The organism is Lutibacter agarilyticus (assembly GCF_900188235.1).
GTDB lineage: Bacteria > Bacteroidota > Bacteroidia > Flavobacteriales > Flavobacteriaceae > Lutibacter > Lutibacter agarilyticus.
Genome location: NZ_FZNT01000004.1, coordinates 161603 through 183388 on the forward strand (window position 1 = coordinate 161603; position 21786 = coordinate 183388).

The window sequence follows — 21786 nt, forward strand, 5'->3', positions numbered from 1 at the left end:
ATTAGCTTATTAGTTTAGGGTTATAATTATTAATTAAGTCTTCAAATTTTTTATTTGAATCTTTTAAATTATCAATAAAGTATTTTTTGTTACTTATTTTTTCTAACATTTCAGAATGAGATCCATTTAAATCGATAAAATTATTAATTGAATCTGGTAATCTATCGTTTGAACTTAATATACGTTCCTTTCCATTCTCAAATTTTCCATATTTGTCTTTTGTGATTTTATAGTAATCTTCTACGAAAAATTTTTCTTTAAACTCTATAACACTTTGCATATCATCTAATGAATAATCTATTTCATTAATTATATCATTCAATTTTCTTTTTACAACTTCTATACCTCTTCGTAAACTTTTTTCTTCTCTCTTTAGTTCACCTAATAACGCTTTGGAATCCTTTAATGTAATATTAATTTGTTCTCTAATTTCCGAAATTATGTTTCTTTGGTTTTTAGGTGAGATTGAATTAAGAATAGTCATTAACTCATCTAACTCTTTAACATGTGAAAAGGTTATCACTTTTTTATAATTAATCTTATTCTTATCTAATGTTTCTTTTATTTTAGATTCCAAAATTTTCAAATCTTTTGGACTTTTAGTATCTGACTTATTTATAATTAGATAAAGCGGTATATCTTGAAGGTTATCTTTAATAACTTTAACAGAACTGCTATTTAATTCGCCTGAATTGGCATCAACAACCCAAAATAAAGCATCAGCCTCCTTTACGACTTTTGTTGTTTTATTGATAATCTCCTCACTATTTGAACCAAAACCAGGAGTGTCTAGAATAGAGAGGTTAGACAAGTTTTCATTTTTGTATGACAACACAAAATATTTCACAAGAGAGGAAATATTAATATCATCTAATACAGACTTAGTTACTTTTTGAAATGATTCTGAAGAAATGTTTTTTAAATCTCCAGACGGAGAGTAAAATTGACAATTAAAATCTATTCCTTTTGATATATATGTTGGTATCGCAGTAGTTTCTGTTGATTTCACAGGTAATTCTATTGCATTAGGATCGTCTTGTTTTAATATTCTATTTACAATAGTTGTTTTACCTGCAGAAAACTCCCCAACTATAGCAACAACTTTTTTATTTTTTATCCATGTTTTAACCTCTTGATTACACCAATTCCAACATTCGTCTATAGTATCATCATTTATAAAATCGTTTTCTAAATAGGATAATCCATTTTTTAAATTATCATTTATATATGAAAAAATCTCCCACGTTTTATTATTAATCTCTTCATACTTTTCATTTTTAGCATTATTAGCATTTAAAATATCACTAATAAAACTTAAAGTTTCTTGTTGTCTCTTATTTACTTTTTCAGCCTCATTAAGTTTATTCTCATTTTTTTGTAAAGTATCTTCTAATTCATTTTTTCCTTTCTCAATACTGTAAATTTTTTCCTCTAATTCATTTTTCTCTTCCTTTAAACGTTTGTTTCTTTTTTCTAAATCAGAAATTTCATCTTCTAGATCCTCAATCTTTTCTTTTAAATCGTTGATTTCTTTTATTAACTTTTCATCAGTTTCAAATTTCGCACCCGACTGCTTAACCTTTTCAAAATCAGACAACTGCCTCTCTTTTTCTTTTAATAATTTTTCCATTACTAGTTTCTCACTTAGTAATTTATTTATATTATCACTTAATTTTTTTTTTATCGACTTACTATTTTCATTTGAAGATTGATTTGATTTTATCTCTTTATTTGTTTTAACTTTAGAAATAAATAAAAATATAAATCCAGCACTAGCTAATACTGCTGTTGTTGTAATTGAAATTATAGTGTAATCCATTTATATAAAAGGTTTTAAAGCTATTGGCCTATTTGATTTTTAAGTTTTTCTATTTCGTCTTTTTTCGCATTGTAAAGCATATCATATTCTCTTATGGATGAAGTAAGTTGCTCATTTTCTTCTTTAAGAGAATGATTTACTTTTTTTAATTTAGATACTTCAAACTCTAAATCATCAAATCTATCTTCGGTAGAATCATTTTTTCCTCGCAATTTTTTTAATTCATTATCTTTTGATTTTAATTCACCTTCTAGAATTTTCAATCTTTCAGAGTTTTTATTTTCTATCTCTAAAAGTTCCTTATCTGCTTTATCAAGTTTATTTTTTAACTCTTTATTCATTTTTTGAAAATAAAAATAGCTAATACCCCCTCCAAAAATTGCTCCAATACTTAATAATGCTATACCCATTATAATTATGTTAATTGTTCTAAATGTTGTTCTAATGTTTTCTTGTAAGCTTCAAAATTTTCTTTTTCATTTTTACGCTGCTCATCTAATTCCATCAAATGCTCTTCTAAACGATTTATTGTAGTAGCAGCCTCTTGATTTAATGAATTTTGCATATCTCTTAATAAATCCCCTGAAATAATTGTTAATTTGTTTCTAAACTCTGGATTAAGAGAATCTCTCAAATAATTATTTATCATTCTCTTTCTTTCTGGCTTACCAATAACACCATCTGTAGCGGAACCAACCATCGCCTCCATAAATCCTATTTTTTGTTTAGGTTTGATCATTTGACCTGCCTGTTCATTATACTGGTCATATGTTTTAATATTCTGTTGAACTTCTTTAACATACCTGCCTGTATTTTGAGTTTGTTCTATTACCTTCTTCCTTAAATTCCTATTAGACTGAATACTAGCAACATCACTTACTGTATCAGCAGCACTAATTATAGTTCCTGCTTTACTTGCTAAATTAGCAGCCGCTCCAGTTGCAACTGTAGTTGCAGCTGTAGTTCCCGCCGTAGTAACTGCTGCAGCTCCTGTAGCAGTAGTCCCTGCTGCAGCGGCAGGAGCTGCAGCTGCAGAAGCGGCTCCTGCTGTTAATACAACCGCACCTACAACAGCTGCAATCTTTATACCAGTAGTTATACCTTTAATCGTCCCCTGTCCGGCTTCTGATAAACTCATATCATATGACAATTCCCCCATACTAATACCAGAAAAATCTATACTTTCTATTGATCTTAATGGTATTTCCAATTGTGAATGCTTTCTTTCTGAGGCTGTAATAAATAATTTTCTTTTAATTTCATTTTGATAATTAGCAAAAACTAAATTAGCAGTACTGTTAATTACTCCTCTAATCTCATTGTCAATATTCTCACTATTTTTAGCAATTAAAGTGTTTAATTTAGAAAAAATATGATTTTCAAATTGCTTAACAGCTCCATACTCAATATCATCAATACCATTTCGAATATCAAATATTAAGTTTTCAATGGTCATAATTGTTGAATCAAGTTTTCTTTTTTGTAATTTTATTTCTACTTCAAAATTTGAATCTGAACTGGTATTCTTTATTAAATTTTCAATATAGATTTTTAGATATACTGCTATCTTCTCAAGCCTATAATCAAGCGTTTTATGAATTATATATTTCTTATTATCTTGAATTTTATTCATTAATTGATAAAATTCTTCTAAATCGTGCTTCTCAGAGGAAATACTAATAATATTATCAATTTTTAAATTAATATTTTTAGAAATATATTCCTTAACATCCTCAATATCCTTTTTGGTTTTTGTATCTGACTTTGTAATTACTAAATATAAAGGGAGATGTACCAATTTATTTGTATTAATAAAATCTAAAAGTGAATTGGTGATTTGCTGATTAACATCTGAAAACAAAAATATAGCATCTGCATATGGTAAATAACTGCTCAAGGCTTCTATATGCTTTGGATCATTCGAAGACAAACCAGGAGTATCAACCAATATAGTTTCACTAGTTATTTTTGTACTAGTATCATAAATTTTAACACGCTTTACATTTTCTAAGTCATCGTTTTTTATTGATGTAACATCTTCTACAAGTTTAATATCATTATTTTCAAAAATAATTTCTGCTTTTTCTTCTTTATTACTAAAATAAATTTCATAAATAACTGAAGTTGTTGGTTTTGAAGCTGTCTCCAACTTTTTCCCTTCCGTAATTTCATTTATAAAAGTTGTTTTCCCTGAACTAAATTCTCCCACAATAGGTAATATTAAATCTGTTGTTTCTGAATTTAACCGATTTTTTATATAATTTAATTCAACCATTACATCATCTATTTTTAAAAATTCTGCAACATCTATCAAATAATTCAATTTTTTCATTTTAATTTTATTAAGTTTTTTATTAAGTTTATGCCTCAAGTATATATACCAAACTAATAATTATTTCATCTATAGTTCAAACAATACATCTTACCAATTAAACGTCCTTTCTTATTAATTTATATTTAATACCTAATTATGCTAAAATTATCTTCCTATATCGCCACATAGTGACGTTATAAAATAAATATTTATTTTATAACCTTAGAAAATTGCTTTACACCCATTTCAATCCCATTATCTGCTCTTTTTAAACTTAGTAAGGTTACTTTTAAATCGATATTATAAGTATCTATATTTGATGAGTTTGACAGCCATTCTTCCATTCTTTTTTTCCCTTTGGATTTATTAATGGAGGATAGAGTAACGCCTACGTTCTCTCTACAGTTTACTACAGCAGCAATTTCTTTATCAGTTAAACATTTTTTGTATTTGCTAAATATTTCTTCTGCCGATCGTATGTGATCATAATCATAAGGATCTCCACCTCTTAGTGTTTCCCCAGTATATAGGTCTTCATATAAAGCTACACCGTTACCACGAATACATGCCTCTTTATGCATGCTCACTTTTAAAGCCTTAAATACTAAGTCAATTTCTAATCTACGGTAGGCTCTGTTGGGGTTCAGGGGTAAAGTCATTTCAATTATACTATTTTATATTCAAAATATCCAGGGTTTAAATATCCCTCCTTTTTAAAATCAATACCATGAACCCTCATAAAAGCTTTGTGTACTTTTTCAGCCTCATCAAAAGGGTTAGAAAACATTGAGCTTATTTGAACGGATAAACCTTTATCAACATACTCTCCATTCACATTAATTGTTTGACCAGTTTTAATTTCAAATGTTGCCATAGTATTTTTTATTTATGTAAATATCGATATTTTAATTAAAATTAAATTACGGTATTCCGTAAGAAGGTTGTTTCCCTAATTGATTAGCTTTTTTAATTATTACCAACTTCATATATTTCAAAACACACTAACATATATAAATGTATATTTTAATATTACGATCATTTCAGTATATTCGAAATAAGTCGCCTGGGTTTATTCCAATAATAACCGTCATAAATCAAAAAAGTTTCTTTTCTAAAATAAAAGGTGACAATTATTAGAACTTAATTTCATATAGTATGAAATCCATATAATTTATGGAAAAGCCATAATTACATATGATGAAAACCTCATTTTTGTTAAAACACAAACATGTTTAGTTCAATAGTAATATTATTAATAAATGATAATCAGCAATGAAAATATTCTTGTAATATCAATAAAATTAGTCTTAACTTTCTTTCTTACTTCATCTAATTATAAACTAATACAACGATTTTTAATTTTATAAAATATAACTTTTTAATCAAACATTTATTTTCTAAATTGCGCTAAATATATTGTACAACAACAAAGCTTAAAACTGTATACGTTTTTGCATACGATTTTAAAATCACATAGCTCGGGAGCCCAGTAAAACTGTTAAAAATTTGTTTTACTTGTAATTCATAACCCGGAGGTCTGCAGTTCAATTCTGCATCACGCTACAAATTTATAAGATTAGAAATTAACGGTTTAGTGTTCACTAAACCGTTTTTTTTATGCTTAAACTTATTGAATTGCTTATCTTTGAACATAGAAACGAACATAGTTTGCAAATTAAAAAACCCTATTCCGTCCCTAAAATATACACTGGAAACGATAATTTAAAAAAGCGTTGGTATGTATATTATTATTTTAGAAATCCTAAAACAGGCCTATTGGAAAAAATGGGGAACATTTATGGTAATTCCAATCATTACAAAACCAAAGCTGAAAGTCTATCTATTCTAACTTCACTTCAAAAAAATTTATTAAATCTCCTAAAAAAAGGATACAATCCATTTAAGGAAAATCAAGAATTATATAATAAAGAAATTGAGAAAATTCCATCAACAATAGCTGATGTTGAAGAGCCTAAAATGACGATTAAAGAAGCGATTGATTTTGCTCTTAACCTTAAAAAACAATCATTAGCTAAGACTTCATATAGAGGACTTAACAATAGAATGAATAATTTTATTGAATGGATTGAAAAAAATCATTCAAAACTCAAAACTATTGAAGTTCTCAATAAAAAAATTCTCACTGAATTTTTAAATTATCAACTAGAAAAAACAAGTGCACGAAATAGAAATAATTTTAGAGCAGACCTTAGTAGCATCTTCCAAATATTAGAAGACAATGAAATTATTATTTCTAATTATGCAAAGAAAATACCTACACTAAAATCAATACCTACTAGAAACAAAACATATTCATGTAATCTTCCCCAAAAATGAGACAGTTTAGAAATAGAAAATAATTTTTTAACTTTAAACTGAAATTATGAAAGGAAAACGATTTAAACCAGAACAAATTAGCGTGATTTTACAAGCTTACGATAACGGTAAAGATGTAAACACTATTGTGCGAGAATACGGAGTTTCACGTGCTACATTTTACAAATGGCGTCAAAACTATCAAGGAATGGATTCAAAGTCATTAAAACATCTTAAATCCTTGGAAGAAGAAAACCGTAAACTAAAACATATGTATGCGGAATTGGCATTGGATCATCAATTAGCTAAAGAGATTATTGAAAAAAAGCTATAGAGCCCTGCGCTAAAAGATCAATTGTAAAGGAATTGATTCATAAAAAAAAGTACAGCATCCACAGGGCGTGCCGAGTTATAAATTTAAGTACAAATGGTTATTATCACAAATCAAAACCTAAAGATGATTCAGTCATTATAACGGCCTTGAATAACCAAGTAGAAGCGCATCCAGAGGAAGGTTTTTGGCTTAGTTTTTATCGATTTAAGAATCAAGGTAAGAAATGGAATCATAAACGCGTATGGCGTGTTTACACGCAAATGGGATTAAGTTTGAGGCGTAAAAAGAAAAAAAGACTACCTTCTAGAGTTAAAGAGGAGTTAGCTGTTCCTTCTGATTTCAACGACACTTGGAGCATTGATTTCACAACTGACACTCTTGAAAATAAGAGAAAATTTAGGACGTTTAATGTGATTGACGATTATAACAGGGAAGCATTACATGTTGAAGTTGATTATTCTTTACCTAGTAAAAGAGTTGTTTAAGTATTAAATAGATTAACCAAGCAAAGAGGTACTCCTAAATGTATTAGAATGGATAATGGTCCTGAATTTATTTCAAATATGATGAAAGGATGGTGTAAATTTAAAGGAATCGAGCTAAAGTATATTCAACCAGGAAAACCGACACAAAACGCTTATATAGAACGATTAAATCGAACATATAGACAATCTGTGTTGGATGCTTATTTATTTGCGAATCTAGACGAAGTACGTCAACAAACAGATATTTGGATGGATGATTATAATTATGAAAGACCTCATAATTCTATTGGAAATATAGCGCCAAAACAATACGCAGATATTGATTTATTGAAAACTCTTGTACCTCGAGTTTACAACAAGTCAACATCAAATTATCAACATCAAAAATTTTTAAATACTAATAAAAAGTCTATTCGAAAGGTCTCTTAAAAAGTGGGATATTACAACATTCACAATTAAAAATGTCAACTTTTTAGTCAACCTTAATTAACTAAGTCTTCAATTAAAAAAGAGTTCTTTTACTTTCCTTTATATTTTTGATTTTCAATTCAAACCGATTTATTTGTTGTGAAATTTAGTTAAAGAAGTTTTATAACAACTAGTTATTAAACATTGATTAGATAAGATTTATTTATTATTACACTTCTCATTTTTTTTTTAAATCCGTTAGAATAGACTTTTTAAAATATTCCTTTATTTTTGATGCTAACATGTAAAAAACTAAACTGAAGAACTCTAACTTTTCATACTAATAATCTATTTTTAATTCCGTTTTAATCTAGTCAGAACAAAACTATATTTCTATTTAATTTTATCAGAATACTTCTTTACTAGTTCTAAAGTTCTAAGATCAGTACTATATACGCCATACCAACCTTGTAATTCGTGTGGTGGATCACCTAAAAACACATCTCCTTTTTCCCAAAACTGACCTGGCCTTGGAGGTCTTCCTTCACCTGAGTATGTCCAGAAATTTAATCCTTTTACATACTTTCCTTCTTTAATAGATGTTGTTACTTTACTAAATAAATGTGTATAAAAACGATCTCTCCATACTGTAGTTGCTTTAGGATTATATGAAGAACTGTCACGAGCAATCCCAAATTCTTCTAAAACAATTGGCTTGTTCAGTTTTTCAGCAACAACCAAATGATCATTCCAATAAGCATCTACCTTTTTTAGAGCATCTGTAAATGCTTCTTCTCCCTGCGTAGGATTAAACCACCCCCAATTTTGAGCCCAAATATGCATGGTAATATAATCAATATTCGGATTGTCATTATCCAACAAGGCATCAACACCTGCTGTTTTTCCTGATGTATTCCCTTCTGTCCCTAAACAAACTAAATGATTGTTGTCTAATTTTTTTATAAATGCAGCTGTTTTAACTGTCCATTTTCTAAATTCATTTGGCATGTCATAACCACGTGGTTCATTGGCTAGTTGCCACGACATTATTGTTGGATCGTCTTTATATCGAGTTCCTGTTATTGAGTTCTTTCTATTAATTACTTTTTTGATATGATTATTCATCATTTCTTGCGCTTTTTCATTCACATAAAATTGCTTAGAATAATCCGTAAAGTTCTGCCAACTATATGCTGGATCTTGTGGAAAAGGAATCGTATCATTATGAACCCATTTTAAATATTGAGGAAAACCGCCACTCCAAGTCCAAAAATTACCCAAAACCATGACTGCTTTCATATTTCGCTTTTTCATTTCGTCCAACAGAAAATCTAATCCCTCCCAAATATCTTCATTATAAACACCTGGAGCTGTTTGTAACGCAGGATGAATACAGTATTTCATTTCTTCATCTGCTTCAATTGCGGCTAACACTCTTAAATTGGTTATCCCCAAAGATTGCATTTCATTTAACTCTCTAACAAGTCGATCTCTATCTCCACTTTTTGGAGCTCCTAAATTCATTCCTTGCCAATAATTGGACCCAATAAAACTATAATTTTCATTGTTGATTTTAAAATTATTATCAGCAACCTTTACAAAATTTGGTTGCGATTTTTGATTACAAGAAATAAATACAATTGCAATTAGAAAGCTAAGTATAAATTGTTTAATGTTCATAATAATAAATGGTTATAGTATTAATGATGTAATTTAAATTGTAATAATCTACGTTGTTTTATTGAACCTAACTGTTATCCATTTACCATAAAGTGCAATAAAAAAGAAACAAATAAGAGGTAATATGAAAGATATATTCACTTCTGAAATCCCAAAAATTTGTGAGTCATTTACACCACTTCCACCAATATCAATAATCATTCCTTGCATTTTTGGCATAATGGCACCTCCTACAATTGCCATTACTAAGCCAGCTGCGCCAATTTTAGATTCTTCCTCGTTAAGTCCTTCAAGTGCAATTCCATAAATTGTTGGAAACATGACTGACATAAATAAAGAGGCAGCCACTAAACTATACATTCCTGTAATTCCAGAATTCCCAATTGTTATTAACATACATATTACGGCTCCTATAGAAAAAATCATCAAAAGTTTTCCTGAATTTATAAAAGACAACAAATAGGTTCCTATGGCTCTACCTACAAGGAAAATAATAAAAGCGAAAAATTGATAATTTGCAGCAATACTATTTGAAATGCCTTTAGACTCGGCATATTGGTATATATACGTCCAACACATTATTTGTCCACCAACATAAAGCACTTGTGAAAGGACACCTAATGTATATTTCTTTTTTTTCAAGAGCATTACAAATGTCTCTTTAAAACTCAAACCTTCTTCACCTTTTATTTGCGGCATTTTAAAAAGTAGAATCAACACGAAAAAGAGTAAAACAACTAAACCAAGAATTACATATGGGTTTCTAATTACAATTAAATCTGAAGCTCTGATCAATGCTTTTTTGGCTTCTTCTAACCCTGCAAAATTATCTATACTGTCTGACTGAAGATTTTTAAGTACAAAATACTTTGCTACTAACAAGCCTAATACCAAGCCTAAAGGATTAAAGGCTTGTGCTAAATTTAACCGCTGCGTTGCTGTTTCTTTACTTCCCATTGCTAAAATATATGGGTTCGCAGTTGTTTCTAAAAATGCCAATCCAAAAGTTAAAATATAAAGCCCTAAACAAAAAAACCAAAACTCTTGATAAGTTGCAGCTGGATAAAACAACAATGCTCCAAGAGCATATAACCCCAAACCAATAAGTATGCCTGTTTTGTATGAATATTTTTGAATAAAATATGAAGCTGGTAATGCCATGCAAAAATAGCCTCCATAAAACGCCATTTGCACCCAAGCTGATTCTGAATTAGTTAACTCTAAAACTTTTTTAAAAGCTTGAACCATAGGGTCAGTCACAGCGTTTGCAAAGCCCCAAAGAGCGAACAAAGATGTGATTAAAATAAAAGATCCAATTAATTGTTTTGGTACAACAGGAACTTTGGTTTTGTTGGGCATAATTTAATATTGTCGATTAAATAAAAACTTCTAATAATTTGCAACCTGTAGATGATAAAACTATTGGTTCATTTAAACCTGCAGGTAATAAAATTGTCTCTCCTTTTTTAATGAAATAGTTTTCTTTTTTATATATAATCTCTGAATTCCCTTCGACACCTATTAAAATTTTAAACGATTCTTTTTTAGACATACTTATCGTTGCTTCGCCATTTATGTTTAAAATATTTGTTCTAAAATAATTGGAATGCACCAACTTATTTTGAGTTTGACCAAGATCGTACTGTGTTTTATAGTTATCTACTAAATTAAAATCAATGGCATCAACTGATAAATCCGCGTGTAATTCTCTTTTAGCTCCTGTTTTTTTATCAACCCTATTAAAGTCAAAAATACGATAGGTAACATCTGATGTTTGCTGTATTTCTGCTATTAATACGCCTCCACCAATAGCATGAACTCGTCCAGCAGGAATATAAAAAGTATCACCAGCATTTACATTTATTTTATTCATAGCTTCTTCAATTGCTCCTTTCGAAATTAAATCTACATAGCTTCTTTTATCTAGCTGTTTGTTTAATCCTACAATCAATTCCGCATTTTCTTCAGCTTCCAAAACATACCACATTTCATTTTTACCGAATGAATTGTGTCTTTTTTTGGCTAATTCATCCCCAGGATGCACCTGTATAGATAATGGAGTTTTCGCATCAATAAATTTAATTAACAACGGGAACTCAGTACCAAATCTTTGATAAACGACCTCTCCTAAAAAATCAGCACCAAAGGAACTTATTAATTCGTTAATTGTTTTTCCTTTGAGTTCTCCTCCTATTAGGACCGTTTCACTGTTTGGAACCGTAGAAATCTCCCAAGACTCTCCTATGTTTTCTTCTGTATACTCTTTATTTAATACAGTTTTTAATTTTTCGCCTCCCCAAATTCTGTAATGAAATTTTGGTTGAAATTTTAAAGGATATAATTCCATATGTTAATTTTTAATTAATATTGTTTGTAACTTGTTGAACATGCTTTAGTTTTAAGTCTTTGAGGTCTAAAACTTCAGTAGTTGTAACTTTAATTTTTTTTGTAGTATTTGGCAATAAATCAAAATAATTATCTGAAAGAAATATATGTTGATTTTTAAAATTCAAATACAAATTTTTCACTAATTTATTTGATGTTATATATATAAAATGCTCTCCATCTTCTTCAACTATTTCAGTAGTGAAATTTGGTTCTTCTAACTGCAAGTCTTTTGGTTTTTCAAAATAGAACAGATTTTCCGAAAGTACAGCTTCATCCTTCTTTAGCTCAATTTTTAATACAGCTTTACTTGAATTAACCTTAGCTAAAAAATTTTCTTTTCTAATTTCAAAAACTTTAGTACTTGTATTCTTAATTAATAAAACTTCATCTGAAATTTCTTTTAATATGTTTCCATCAAAATCAATTAAAGACAATTTCAATTCACCTTTTGTTTCTTCCAATAAATCAGAAACACCATATACTAAAATGGTATCTTCCTTTTCTTTAGTAACTAATAAAACAGGTTCATAGGCTTTCTTTACTGCATAATGTAATGCCTTCCATTTATGATAATAATCTGTACTACTCCAACTAGCTACTGGCCAACAATCGTTAATTTGCCAATACATAGTTCCCATTGTGTAAGGCATTGCACTTCGATGTGCTTCAATTGCCTTTCTGACTCCACGAGCTTGTAACACTTGGCTCATATATAAAAAGTTTTCGAAATTAGTAGGAACATTATAGTCCCAACTCATATATTCTTTTATTGTAAGATTTCCAATACCACTTCGCTGGTGTGATGACATTACTTCACTTTCAATATTAAAATCTTCTGGTAGCGCATATTTTTTAACGGTTTCTAAATCAGGAAAAGATTGAAAACCATACTCACTCATAAAACGTGCTTTGTACTTTTCAAAATCCTCGAATGGATGTTTTCCGTGCCAAACTCCCCAATAATGCATATCTCCTGAAGGGTTTTCATAACCTGCATGCTTTTCTGGTTCAAAACCCGCTTGTGGTGATGATGGCCAATAGTCATCACCATCTGTATATTTATTTACAACGGTTGGAAGAATCTCATGAAAAATATCTAAATATGCTTTTTGAATTTCCTCTCTTTGCTTTTCTTTATATTCTTCTTTCCATCCCCAACCACCATCAGAATAATGGCTCCAAGCTGTATTTATTTCATTATTTCCACACCAAATCGCAATACTTGGATGATTTCTAAGACGAATTACATTGTCTATAGCTTCTTGCTTTACGTTTTCTAAAAAGTCTTTATTACCTGGATACATAGAGCAAGCAAACATAAAGTCTTGCCAAACTAACAAACCGTTTTTATCGCAAAGCTCATAAAATTGATCATATTCATAAATTCCTCCACCCCAAACACGCAACATATTCATATTGGCATCTACGGCATCTTTAATTACTTTCTCATAATCTGATGTTGTTACACGCGTTACAAAACTATCATTAGGAATATAGTTTGCTCCTTTAATAAATACAGGAACTCCATTTAATTCAAAAAGGAACGATTCACCAGCTTCATCTTTTTCTCTAATTAATTTAATACTTCGTAATCCTGTAGTGATATCTTTAGACGCTAATTGGTTATTGCCTTCATCTAATAATTCAACATTAAAATGATATAAATTTTGTTCTCCTAACGCTTTTGTCCACCATAATTTAGGGTTCTGAATAGTAATTGGAAATGAAACTTTTGCAACTCCATTTTCTAATTTAAGAGTTTCAGTTATATATTGCTCATTTGTTTCTTGATTTGAAATCCTTAATTGACCAGAAAAATTAGTCGTTATGTCCAATTCAATTTCAGTAACTAATTCAGCAACACTTTTTGTTACTTTTGGCTGCTTGATAAAAACAGTCTTAATTTTAATTTGATTCCAAGATTTTAATAAAACTGGTTTCCAAATACCTGAAGTCACCAAGCGAGGTCCCCAATCCCAACCATAGTGGTAACCTGCCTTACGTGTAAAAATAGATACTTTTTCATTTCCCATTTCTCCATTTTCAGACTGATCATTAATCGCTGGTAATGGATAATGATTTTCCAGTAACTCCAACCCTTTTTTTATTGGAGAATGCAATACTACTTTTAACTTATTTTCTCCAACTTTTACAAGCTTTTTAACATCAATTTCCCATTCTCTAAACATATTGTGAGCATTCAACAAGAATTTATCATTTACATAAATGGAAGCATAAGTATCTAAACCTTTAAATTCTAAAACAATATTGTCTTTCTTAAATTCTTCTGTTGAAACAGTAAAAATAGTTGTGTACTCCCAATCTTTTTTATCAATCCATTGCTGTTCCTTTTCATTTACACGATAAAATGGATCTTCAATAAAATTATTAGCTAAAAGATCTGTATGAATTGTTCCAGGTACAGTTGCTTTACCTGTATGAGTTCCATCAATCTCAGCAAACACCCAATTTGAGTGTATTTCTTGTATAATCATATTCTTAGTTTTTTTTGATTGACAAGCGACTACAGACAAGATAATTAGTCCTAAGCATATTATTTTAATTTTCATTTATTTGTTGGTTTTTTGTTTGATATCGTATCATTTCAATGGTATGATATATTGATTTCCCAATACTACCTTTCAATTCTGTTTTAATAGAGGTATTCTTGTTTGTCAAATAGAAATACTCACCTCCATATTCAAAATCTTGAAAATTTTCAAAATAGAATTCTTCAAGTTCAATAAGTTCTTTTTTATAGTTACCTTCAGCTAATGAAAGTGCAATTATTGCTTCAGCATGCTGCCACCATGTTTTTCGTTGATCTATAACTTTGTTTGTTATTGGGTTATATTCACTATAAAATCCATTTTCAATTGTTTTTAAGTTTGAAATTGTATTTTTTATAATTTCCTGCCCAAGAAGTTGATAGTTCACCTTATCTTTTTCGGGTAAAAAACTCCAATCTCTAGTTCTTAAAAACAAAGATGCTAGTTGAAAATTATGTCCTGGAGTTACAGTAAAACAAGGATTGTTTTCATCCGAATTATCACAAACATTCCAAGTATCGGTAAATTTGACATTTACCCATCCCGTTTTTTTATTCCACGCTTTTTGATATAAAAGCTGAAGGTTCTCTTTTAAAATAGTTTCATATTTAATCCTGTTTTCTGAATCTACTTCCCATAAATTCGCCATATAAGAAGTCACTGGATACATTAAAGACTGTAATGATTTACTTCCAGATATTTGACCTTTCAAAAAACTATAATTACCATAAAACCCTCCATTTATTGTATCCTTAAATCGTTTTACAAAGGCGGCATTTAATTGGTGTATTTTTTTTAATAGTTGATCATTAGGTTTGTTTCCATAATATTCAATTAAGCCACATAAACCATATGCTTGTTGCCAAATGTCAATTTCATTTGAATTAGATTTTATACCATTCTCAACATTAGAAATAAAATACATTCCTATTGAATCATTAGCTATTAAATTGTTTAGTTGAAAGTTTATTGCATTTTTGGCTTTTTTTATGTTTTCAGGATAAAATTCAGACGTATAGGATAATCCATAAACCATTCTACTTAAAGCAACATTGTATATTTTTTTAGAGGTTACTTTCCCTTTATTATCAATTTCAGAATAGTATGTTTTCTGAATTGAATCGTAAGCATTTTCATCAAAAAAACTAATTAAATTCTCTATCTGTTTTGAATATATAATACTTAACTGTTTATCTTTTTTTTCTTGTGCATTACAAGAAGATAAAAAAACAAACATCAATAATATTAGCAGGTAATTTTTCATCTTCTATTTCACCGAATTAATAAGAACCTCATCTTGATACCCCATAAATGTAGCTGGGTACCTTACTTCTGGTTTCGTTAAATTATCAATTTCTTCAATCTCTTTTTTAGTAAGATTAATTTTAGTTGCATTCACATTGCTTTCAAGTTGTGTTAACTTACTTACACCAACAATTACCGTTGAAACTACTTTTTTAGACAACAACCAAGCTATAGAAACCTCTGCAGCTGAGCTGTTATGGTTTTCTGCAATTTCTTTAAGTTTATCAACAACTCTATAACCTAATTCTCTATCAAATAATCCTAAATCAAATGAGTTTAATCTAGCCCCAGCTGGTTCAGGATTTTCTTTGGTGTATTTACCTGTTAAAAAACCACTACTTAAAGGTGACCAAACCATCATACCTACTCCGTGATGTAAACTCATTGGAATAAATTCGTGTTCCATTTCACGATTTAAAATTGAATAATGCATTTGAGAAGCTGTAAAAGGTTGAAAATTCAAATCCTTTTGACGTTGAATCATTGTAGCTGCTTTCCAGGCTTGATAGTTTGAAAAACCAATATATCGAACCTTTCCTTTTTGTACTAGATTTTCCATAGCTCTCAAAGTCTCATCTATTGGAGTTATAGGGTCGTCATTATGAAGTAAAACAACATCTAAATAATCTGTTTTTAATTTTTTTAAACTATTCTCAGCTTGTTCAATTAAGTGCTTTGCATTTACTCCTGCATTAAAGGCTTGATTCCCTGTTCTAAAAGAATATTTTGTTGAAATTAACACATCCTTTCTCTTTCCTTCTAGAGTTTTTCCTAATATTGACTCACTTTCTCCTTCACTATACATATCAGCAGTATCAAACAAGTTAATCCCATAATCAATTGCTTTGCCTACTAATTCTTGTGCTTTTTTTTCGTCAAACACTAAATTTAAGCCTCCAGAAACTCCATTCCCAAAATTCATTGTACCTAATGATAATTCTGAAACCACCAAACCTGAATTTCCTAATTGATTGTACCTCATAATTTTATTTTTCTTAAATGAATAGCTTTCAATTCTATTGATTTTCCTCCAGGAATTTCAATTGAACTTATTTTTACTTTTTGGATTCCTTTGTTTAATTTCAATGTACCTCCTATAATTAAATTCCAATCTGTTTCTGGAGCTTCTTGTTCTCTTTGAACTCTATCATTGTTTTTAAATTTTGAATGTTCAAATACTTCCAAATTTTCTACTATTAACTCTTGATTTCCAATCTCTACTTGTAATTTCACTCCTAAATTTTCTTGGTCTAAGGCATATTGTAAATGAATTTCATAATCACCTTCCTCAACAACTTCAATTTCCCATTGTGCATAAGCTGACGTATTTGTCCAAAAGTCAATCCAATCGTGTGCCCAACCATATAAACTGTGATATGCAATTCCTGTATGACGGCGATCTTTTCTAAATTCAAAAGGAGGATATAAGTTTGCTTCATGAGCTGGTAAAACCGTTGTAGGATATTTAGAATATCCTACAGGAATTTCTTTAGTTTCTGAATGCATTTCTATTCCAGAATACCACTGATTATAAGATGATACTAATGAATCATATACTTTTGGTAAATCTTCACGAATATTAGAAGTTTGAGCTGGATCTTTTTCAATATTAAATAATTCATCATTTATCATCAAATAATTATTTGAAAGGACTCTTTTTTTGCCACTCCATTCTGAAAATAATTTTCTTTTTAGAAAATCTTTTTCTCCTTGTAATAAAGGCTTAAAACTAATGCCATCAATTGATTTTTTATATTGATACTCTTTATCAATTAAATCTAACAATGTTGGTAAAACATCAATGTGTGCTAATGATTGGTGTATAATCTGACCTGTATTAATATTATTCTTCCAATTGATGATAAAAGGAACTCTAACTCCACCTTCATCTACCATTCCCTTTCGACCTTTAAGTCCTTGATTAAATCTATAATTCAATGGTCCGTTATCCGACATATAGATGACTATGGTATTTTCTCGAATATTCAGACTATCTAATTCTTTAAGGATTCGTCCAACATTGTCGTCAATATTTTCTCCCATTCCATAGATAGTAGCATTAAAATCATCGACACCTTTTTGTTTGTATTTATCAAAATAGGTATCTGGAACTTGTAATGGAGTATGTGGAGTTTGAAAAGGAATATAGCACAAAAAAGGAGTATTTTCTTTGTTACTTTCTGAAATAAAACGAATTGCTTCATTTGTTAAAACATCAGGCAAATACCCTTCAGTTTTAAATGGTTTTCCATTTTTTTCAATAGTAGTATCAAAATAATTTGTCCAATGTCCAGAAGTAAAACCAACAAACTCATCAAAACCTCTACCCAAAGGGTGGTATGGATAATGAGCGCCATTGTGCCATTTTCCAAATGCTCCCGTTTTATATCCGAAAGATTTAAAAATATCAGCCAATGTAGTTTCATTCAAATTCATATTTTCTCGACCACGAGTAACTCCAGAAACTCCTGTACGTTGATGGTATCGCCCTGTTAGTAAACTAGCTCTCGTTGGTGCGCAAACAGGGCTAACGTAGAAATGATTGGCAAACGCACCTTCTTTAGCTAAATTGTCTAAAATCGGTGTTTCTGCTAAAGGATTATTTGTGAATGATACATCTCCATAAGCTTGATCGTCAGTAACAATTAAAATAACATTTGGGCTTTCTACAAGCTGCTCTTTCTCATTTTTACAAGAAGTAAAAACAGTTAAAAACAGACCTACTAAAACCAGTTTCACTGTTGAATTCATAGTTATTATATTTAATTATGTCTATTCGTAATAATTAATTTTTAATAAGCTCGGGTGCAATAACTTTATGTTGATCGCGATGGGCTCTATATGTCCAATCTTTACCACTGTTAACTGAAATTACAGTAGCTCCAGTTTCTAACCCAAGAAGTGTTTCAACAGGTTCTTTTCTTTTACTATTAGAAATTTCTAAGAATTTTTTTTTGTAGTTTACCATAAAAGCACTTCTTGCATATACCGCTTCTTGTGCTTGTACAACAACAATATCTGGGTCTGCTTTTAAAATATATTTAGGCAAAACAGAACCGTGAAAATGATGATTAGCATAAAAAACATCCGTTTTTATATCATCAGGATAATTTTCTAGTATATTTTCTTGATTAGACGCATACGTATCCCCTCCATGGTAATATGTGAAACCGTTATATGTAATTTTTAACGCTAATGATTTTGTATTCTCCTCATTTCCATTTTCACTACAATTAAGAAATTTTATTGCAATTCCATCTTGCTCTAAAACATACCCTGTAGGATAAGAATTATAGTCTATAAACTGCTGAACATTAAATTCACGTTTTATAAGTTCTCCTCTATCTCCACTATCGTGATCTCCATGATAATGTGTAATCATAAAAGTATGAATTGTATCTATTTTGTGCCTCTTTAGCATTGGGACAACAATGCTATCTCTTACCCATTTTTTCCCAGAGTCAATCAATAAATTTTTTCCTGACGGTAGTCTCATAAAAACTGACGAGCCATGTTCTACGTCAGGTACAATTATTGTTACCCCAGCTTGTTCAGAATTATTTACAATTGAAAGATGGGTGGTAATAGTAGATTTATTTAATACCACTTTTAACAGAAAATCACCTTCCTCAAAACTATTTAATTCTTCACTTGATATTTTTAGTAATACCGATGATTCTTGATAAGTATATGATTCTACACTAAATTCAATTGGTTTCTCATTCAACAAAACAGTTTCAATTTCTTGGTGATAATTCTCTACTTTAAATACCAAAGGAGTATGTATTTCTTTTACAAATTGTTGCTTTTTAGGACTAATAGCTACTTTTGGTTGCGCTTCAGATAGCATCAACCAATCAATATCCATATGCCCCCAATTTTCTTGTAATCCTAGTATATTTGATCCTTTCTGAAAATAAAATGGTTGTTTAAACTCATTCCATGTTTCGGACATTGAAAAACCAACAGGTATTGTATCATTATTTTTTAATAAATATTGCTCTTTACTACCATTAAATGCTCTGTATGCAATATGAACATTATAGTACCCTTCTTTTGGTAAATTCACTTTCCATTTTACATTACCCTTGTCTTCAAGTCTTAAAAAAGAACGCTTTGTTGCTGTCTTGTCTTTTGTTATTTCTAACGTATTTTCAAAAGAATAAGACCCTTCTAACCTTTCATTTAGCTGCCCTCTAATCAACTGAGTACAGACAATGAAAAAGAGAATTACAAGTTTAATTCGTGGGCTAATGATAGAACTCTTCATTTATAATTCTCTTTAATAATATTAATTTATAACTCACTGTCAATTATGCTATTTATAACTAATTAAAACTCTACCTATCTGTGCTTTATGTTGAAAATCAATATTTAGGTACTTATACCCTTCAACAAAATTTGACAACTCATATAAGGTTGGATTCCAATAACCATAATCTCCTTCTCCATGTTTTTCACTTAAAACACTGAACGTGATTGGTACAAATTCTTTACCATCTTTAGATACTGAAAAAGTCAAACCATTTTCATTAGCTTGTTCAAAAGAATAAATTGTCACTTTTTTAATATCACCAGGAACTATATAAGACACATTACCTCCTTTATCACCTAGTATTCTTTCAGTGTCTTCTTTAAATTTTCGATCAAATCCTTGATCTACAATTACATTATTATATCCAAAAACAGTCATTAAATTCCCCATTTCATCAATCAAAGCTTTTTCAGAAACTTTAACAGGACCAACAACATTTGATTTAGGTGAAATTCCTACTGAATTTAATGCTTCAATTCTGTAATAATATGAGTTGCCCATTTCTGCTGTTTCGTCATTAAACAATGCTACATATTGAACTGCTGCATCTGATATATTTTGAGCAATAACATTCCAAGGACCATTTTCACTCTCTGATCTTTCAATATTATATCCTGAAGCACCCACCGAACCTTGCCAAGAAATTTCAAAAACATTTTTAATTGGTAATAGTTTTGGTGCTTTTGGTATTGGTAATTCAGGAATTAGTTCGCCTCTTATTTCATAGGCTTTTTCACGCATTAGTTTTAACAAACCAATTTCATCATAATTAAAACCAGACGCAAAACCAGGCCAATGATATGCTTTGTATAAATTATGACCTACAGGTTCTGAATGCCAATAAAAACCACCTTCTTCTCTATGAGAACGAATGCTCCAATTTAACGTACCAGCAATTTGTTTTTCTGAAATAATATAATCATATGCACTTCTATGTGCAGTTGTACTCTCAAACCCTAATTCTCCTAAAATATAAGGCTTTCTACCTTTAATAACAGCCAAGTTTGACTTGATATTATCTATTTGTGAATAAGGATTTTGCTCGTAGTGATGAGAAGATAAAATATCAATATTTGAATCTTCAACAGATTCTTTATGCACATATCTATAATTATCCATCGCATAATAACCATCCATAACTAAATGATTTTTATCAATAGATTTAATATATTTTGCTACTTCTTTCACCCAAGAATATGGCGAACTCAACTCATTTCCTGTTTCCCAACACAAAATAGATTTATCGTCTTTGTATTTTTCTCCAGTTAAAGTATTGGTTCTATTTAACGTAAAATCAATTGTTTTTTTGAAGTCATCCATTAGTTGCTCATCTACCCAAAAATCATCAAATGTCTTTCCTCTAAACTCCGCATATTGTGGTGCACCACCCATCCATTTCCAGTTGTTTAATAACGAAAAAATAATTCTCACACCTGTTTCATTTGCAATTTTCAACATTAAATCATTCACCACAAATGCTTCCTCAACAAACTCTCCTGGACCAGTAATAAACGTTGGGTTGTCAGGTTCATCAGCTCTTTTAACAGGAAGCGTATAAATTCTAATTACCGTTCCTCCCATTTGCTTTACAGTTTCAAAAGCATCACGTATTTCAAATTCAGTAGGGTATCTGTATGGATTTTTAGTTAAAAAATTTAATTCGTCTTCAATATAATTAAGGTTAGGAATATTCATAGAAACAAACCTAAATTCCTTTTCTCCATCCATTAATGAATGCTCTTTTGCTGTAATAAATGTGGTAAACCCTTTAAATTTATCTTCATTAACTTGCTCCTTCTTAGACTCATTTTTTGTACAAGCGATGCTTGCCATAAACAAAAATAATATAGCTAATTGTTTCATTTTTTGAAAT

15 protein-coding genes and 1 pseudogene are annotated in these 21786 nt (G+C 29.8%); 2 read left to right on the forward strand and 14 right to left on the reverse strand.

What is annotated here, in order from left to right; translation table 11 throughout:
- Position 1: 1 nt before the first annotated feature.
- From CHB67_RS08115 to CHB67_RS08135, 5 genes are all read right to left on the reverse strand, one after another.
- A complete protein-coding gene (locus CHB67_RS08115) occupies positions 2-1819 on the reverse strand; it encodes a dynamin family protein (RefSeq protein WP_089381261.1) in 1818 nt (605 codons plus the stop codon).
- Positions 1820-1839: 20 nt separating this feature from the next.
- Positions 1840-2229 (reverse strand): hypothetical protein, encoded by a 390-nt coding sequence (locus tag CHB67_RS08120; RefSeq protein WP_089381262.1) that lies wholly within the window; start codon positions 2227-2229, stop codon positions 1840-1842.
- A 5-nt stretch (positions 2230-2234) separates the two neighbouring features.
- On the reverse strand, positions 2235-4151 hold the full coding sequence (locus tag CHB67_RS08125) for a dynamin family protein (protein ID WP_089381263.1): 1917 nt from the start codon (positions 4149-4151) through the stop codon (positions 2235-2237).
- Between the two features lie 191 nt (positions 4152-4342).
- Positions 4343-4792 carry a hypothetical protein gene (locus CHB67_RS08130; protein ID WP_089381264.1) on the reverse strand — a complete coding sequence of 150 codons (450 nt, stop codon included), beginning with the start codon at positions 4790-4792 and terminating at the stop codon, positions 4343-4345.
- 5 nt (positions 4793-4797) lie between these two features.
- Positions 4798-5007 (reverse strand): DUF6140 family protein, encoded by a 210-nt coding sequence (locus CHB67_RS08135; protein ID WP_089381265.1) that lies wholly within the window; start codon positions 5005-5007, stop codon positions 4798-4800.
- A gap of 743 nt (positions 5008-5750) precedes the next feature.
- Here CHB67_RS08135 and CHB67_RS08140 point away from each other — a divergent pair.
- Both CHB67_RS08140 and CHB67_RS17360 read left to right on the forward strand, forming a co-directional pair.
- On the forward strand, positions 5751-6470 hold the full coding sequence (locus CHB67_RS08140) for a hypothetical protein (RefSeq protein ID WP_089381266.1): 720 nt from the start codon (positions 5751-5753) through the stop codon (positions 6468-6470).
- A 46-nt stretch (positions 6471-6516) separates the two neighbouring features.
- Positions 6517-7697, forward strand: a pseudogene (locus tag CHB67_RS17360) (IS3 family transposase).
- A 372-nt stretch (positions 7698-8069) separates the two neighbouring features.
- Here CHB67_RS17360 and CHB67_RS08160 read toward each other — a convergent pair.
- The 9 genes from CHB67_RS08160 to CHB67_RS08200 form a co-directional block, all read right to left on the reverse strand.
- Positions 8070-9356: a glycoside hydrolase 5 family protein gene (locus CHB67_RS08160; protein ID WP_089381270.1), complete on the reverse strand. Its 1287-nt coding sequence runs from the start codon at positions 9354-9356 to the stop codon at positions 8070-8072.
- Between the two features lie 48 nt (positions 9357-9404).
- Positions 9405-10715 (reverse strand): L-fucose:H+ symporter permease, encoded by a 1311-nt coding sequence (fucP, locus tag CHB67_RS08165; protein WP_089381271.1) that lies wholly within the window; start codon positions 10713-10715, stop codon positions 9405-9407.
- Between the two features lie 16 nt (positions 10716-10731).
- Positions 10732-11703 carry a type I phosphomannose isomerase catalytic subunit gene (locus tag CHB67_RS08170; RefSeq protein ID WP_089381272.1) on the reverse strand — a complete coding sequence of 324 codons (972 nt, stop codon included), beginning with the start codon at positions 11701-11703 and terminating at the stop codon, positions 10732-10734.
- A 10-nt stretch (positions 11704-11713) separates the two neighbouring features.
- A complete protein-coding gene (locus CHB67_RS08175; protein WP_176461239.1) occupies positions 11714-14239 on the reverse strand; it encodes a beta-mannosidase in 2526 nt (841 codons plus the stop codon).
- 64 nt (positions 14240-14303) lie between these two features.
- Positions 14304-15557 carry an AGE family epimerase/isomerase gene (locus CHB67_RS08180; RefSeq protein ID WP_089381274.1) on the reverse strand — a complete coding sequence of 418 codons (1254 nt, stop codon included), beginning with the start codon at positions 15555-15557 and terminating at the stop codon, positions 14304-14306.
- A gap of 3 nt (positions 15558-15560) precedes the next feature.
- Complete coding sequence (locus CHB67_RS08185) at positions 15561-16580, reverse strand: aldo/keto reductase (protein ID WP_089381275.1); 1020 nt, start codon at positions 16578-16580, stop codon at positions 15561-15563.
- Positions 16577-18349: an arylsulfatase gene (locus CHB67_RS08190; RefSeq protein WP_089381276.1), complete on the reverse strand. Its 1773-nt coding sequence runs from the start codon at positions 18347-18349 to the stop codon at positions 16577-16579. Before CHB67_RS08190 ends, CHB67_RS08185 begins: the two co-directional genes overlap by 4 nt.
- A gap of 34 nt (positions 18350-18383) precedes the next feature.
- On the reverse strand, positions 18384-19868 hold the full coding sequence (locus CHB67_RS08195; protein WP_089381277.1) for a CBM35 domain-containing protein: 1485 nt from the start codon (positions 19866-19868) through the stop codon (positions 18384-18386).
- A 48-nt stretch (positions 19869-19916) separates the two neighbouring features.
- Positions 19917-21776, reverse strand: a complete 1860-nt coding sequence (locus CHB67_RS08200) for a glycoside hydrolase 5 family protein (RefSeq protein WP_141119693.1) — start codon at positions 21774-21776, stop codon at positions 19917-19919.
- Between the last annotated feature and the right edge of the window lie 10 nt (positions 21777-21786).

Bases quoted from the DNA above. Each gene is read 5' to 3' on its own strand.
- CHB67_RS08125 (WP_089381263.1), bottom strand. From the start codon at position 4,151: ATGAAAAAATTGAATTATTTGATAGATGTTGCAGAATTTTTAAAAATA.
- CHB67_RS08200 (WP_141119693.1), bottom strand. From the start codon at position 21,776: ATGAAACAATTAGCTATATTATTTTTGTTTATGGCAAGCATCGCTTGT.
- CHB67_RS08160 (WP_089381270.1), bottom strand. From the start codon at position 9,356: ATGAACATTAAACAATTTATACTTAGCTTTCTAATTGCAATTGTATTT.
- CHB67_RS08185 (WP_089381275.1), bottom strand. From the start codon at position 16,580: ATGAGGTACAATCAATTAGGAAATTCAGGTTTGGTGGTTTCAGAATTA.
- CHB67_RS08195 (WP_089381277.1), bottom strand. From the start codon at position 19,868: ATGAAGAGTTCTATCATTAGCCCACGAATTAAACTTGTAATTCTCTTT.
- CHB67_RS08120 (WP_089381262.1), bottom strand. From the start codon at position 2,229: ATGGGTATAGCATTATTAAGTATTGGAGCAATTTTTGGAGGGGGTATT.
- CHB67_RS08140 (WP_089381266.1), top strand. From the start codon at position 5,751: ATGCTTAAACTTATTGAATTGCTTATCTTTGAACATAGAAACGAACAT.
- CHB67_RS08135 (WP_089381265.1), bottom strand. From the start codon at position 5,007: ATGGCAACATTTGAAATTAAAACTGGTCAAACAATTAATGTGAATGGA.
- fucP (WP_089381271.1), bottom strand. From the start codon at position 10,715: ATGCCCAACAAAACCAAAGTTCCTGTTGTACCAAAACAATTAATTGGA.
- CHB67_RS08130 (WP_089381264.1), bottom strand. From the start codon at position 4,792: ATGACTTTACCCCTGAACCCCAACAGAGCCTACCGTAGATTAGAAATT.
- CHB67_RS08115 (WP_089381261.1), bottom strand. From the start codon at position 1,819: ATGGATTACACTATAATTTCAATTACAACAACAGCAGTATTAGCTAGT.
- CHB67_RS08170 (WP_089381272.1), bottom strand. From the start codon at position 11,703: ATGGAATTATATCCTTTAAAATTTCAACCAAAATTTCATTACAGAATT.
- CHB67_RS08175 (WP_176461239.1), bottom strand. From the start codon at position 14,239: ATGATTATACAAGAAATACACTCAAATTGGGTGTTTGCTGAGATTGAT.
- CHB67_RS08180 (WP_089381274.1), bottom strand. From the start codon at position 15,557: ATGAAAAATTACCTGCTAATATTATTGATGTTTGTTTTTTTATCTTCT.
- CHB67_RS08190 (WP_089381276.1), bottom strand. From the start codon at position 18,349: ATGAATTCAACAGTGAAACTGGTTTTAGTAGGTCTGTTTTTAACTGTT.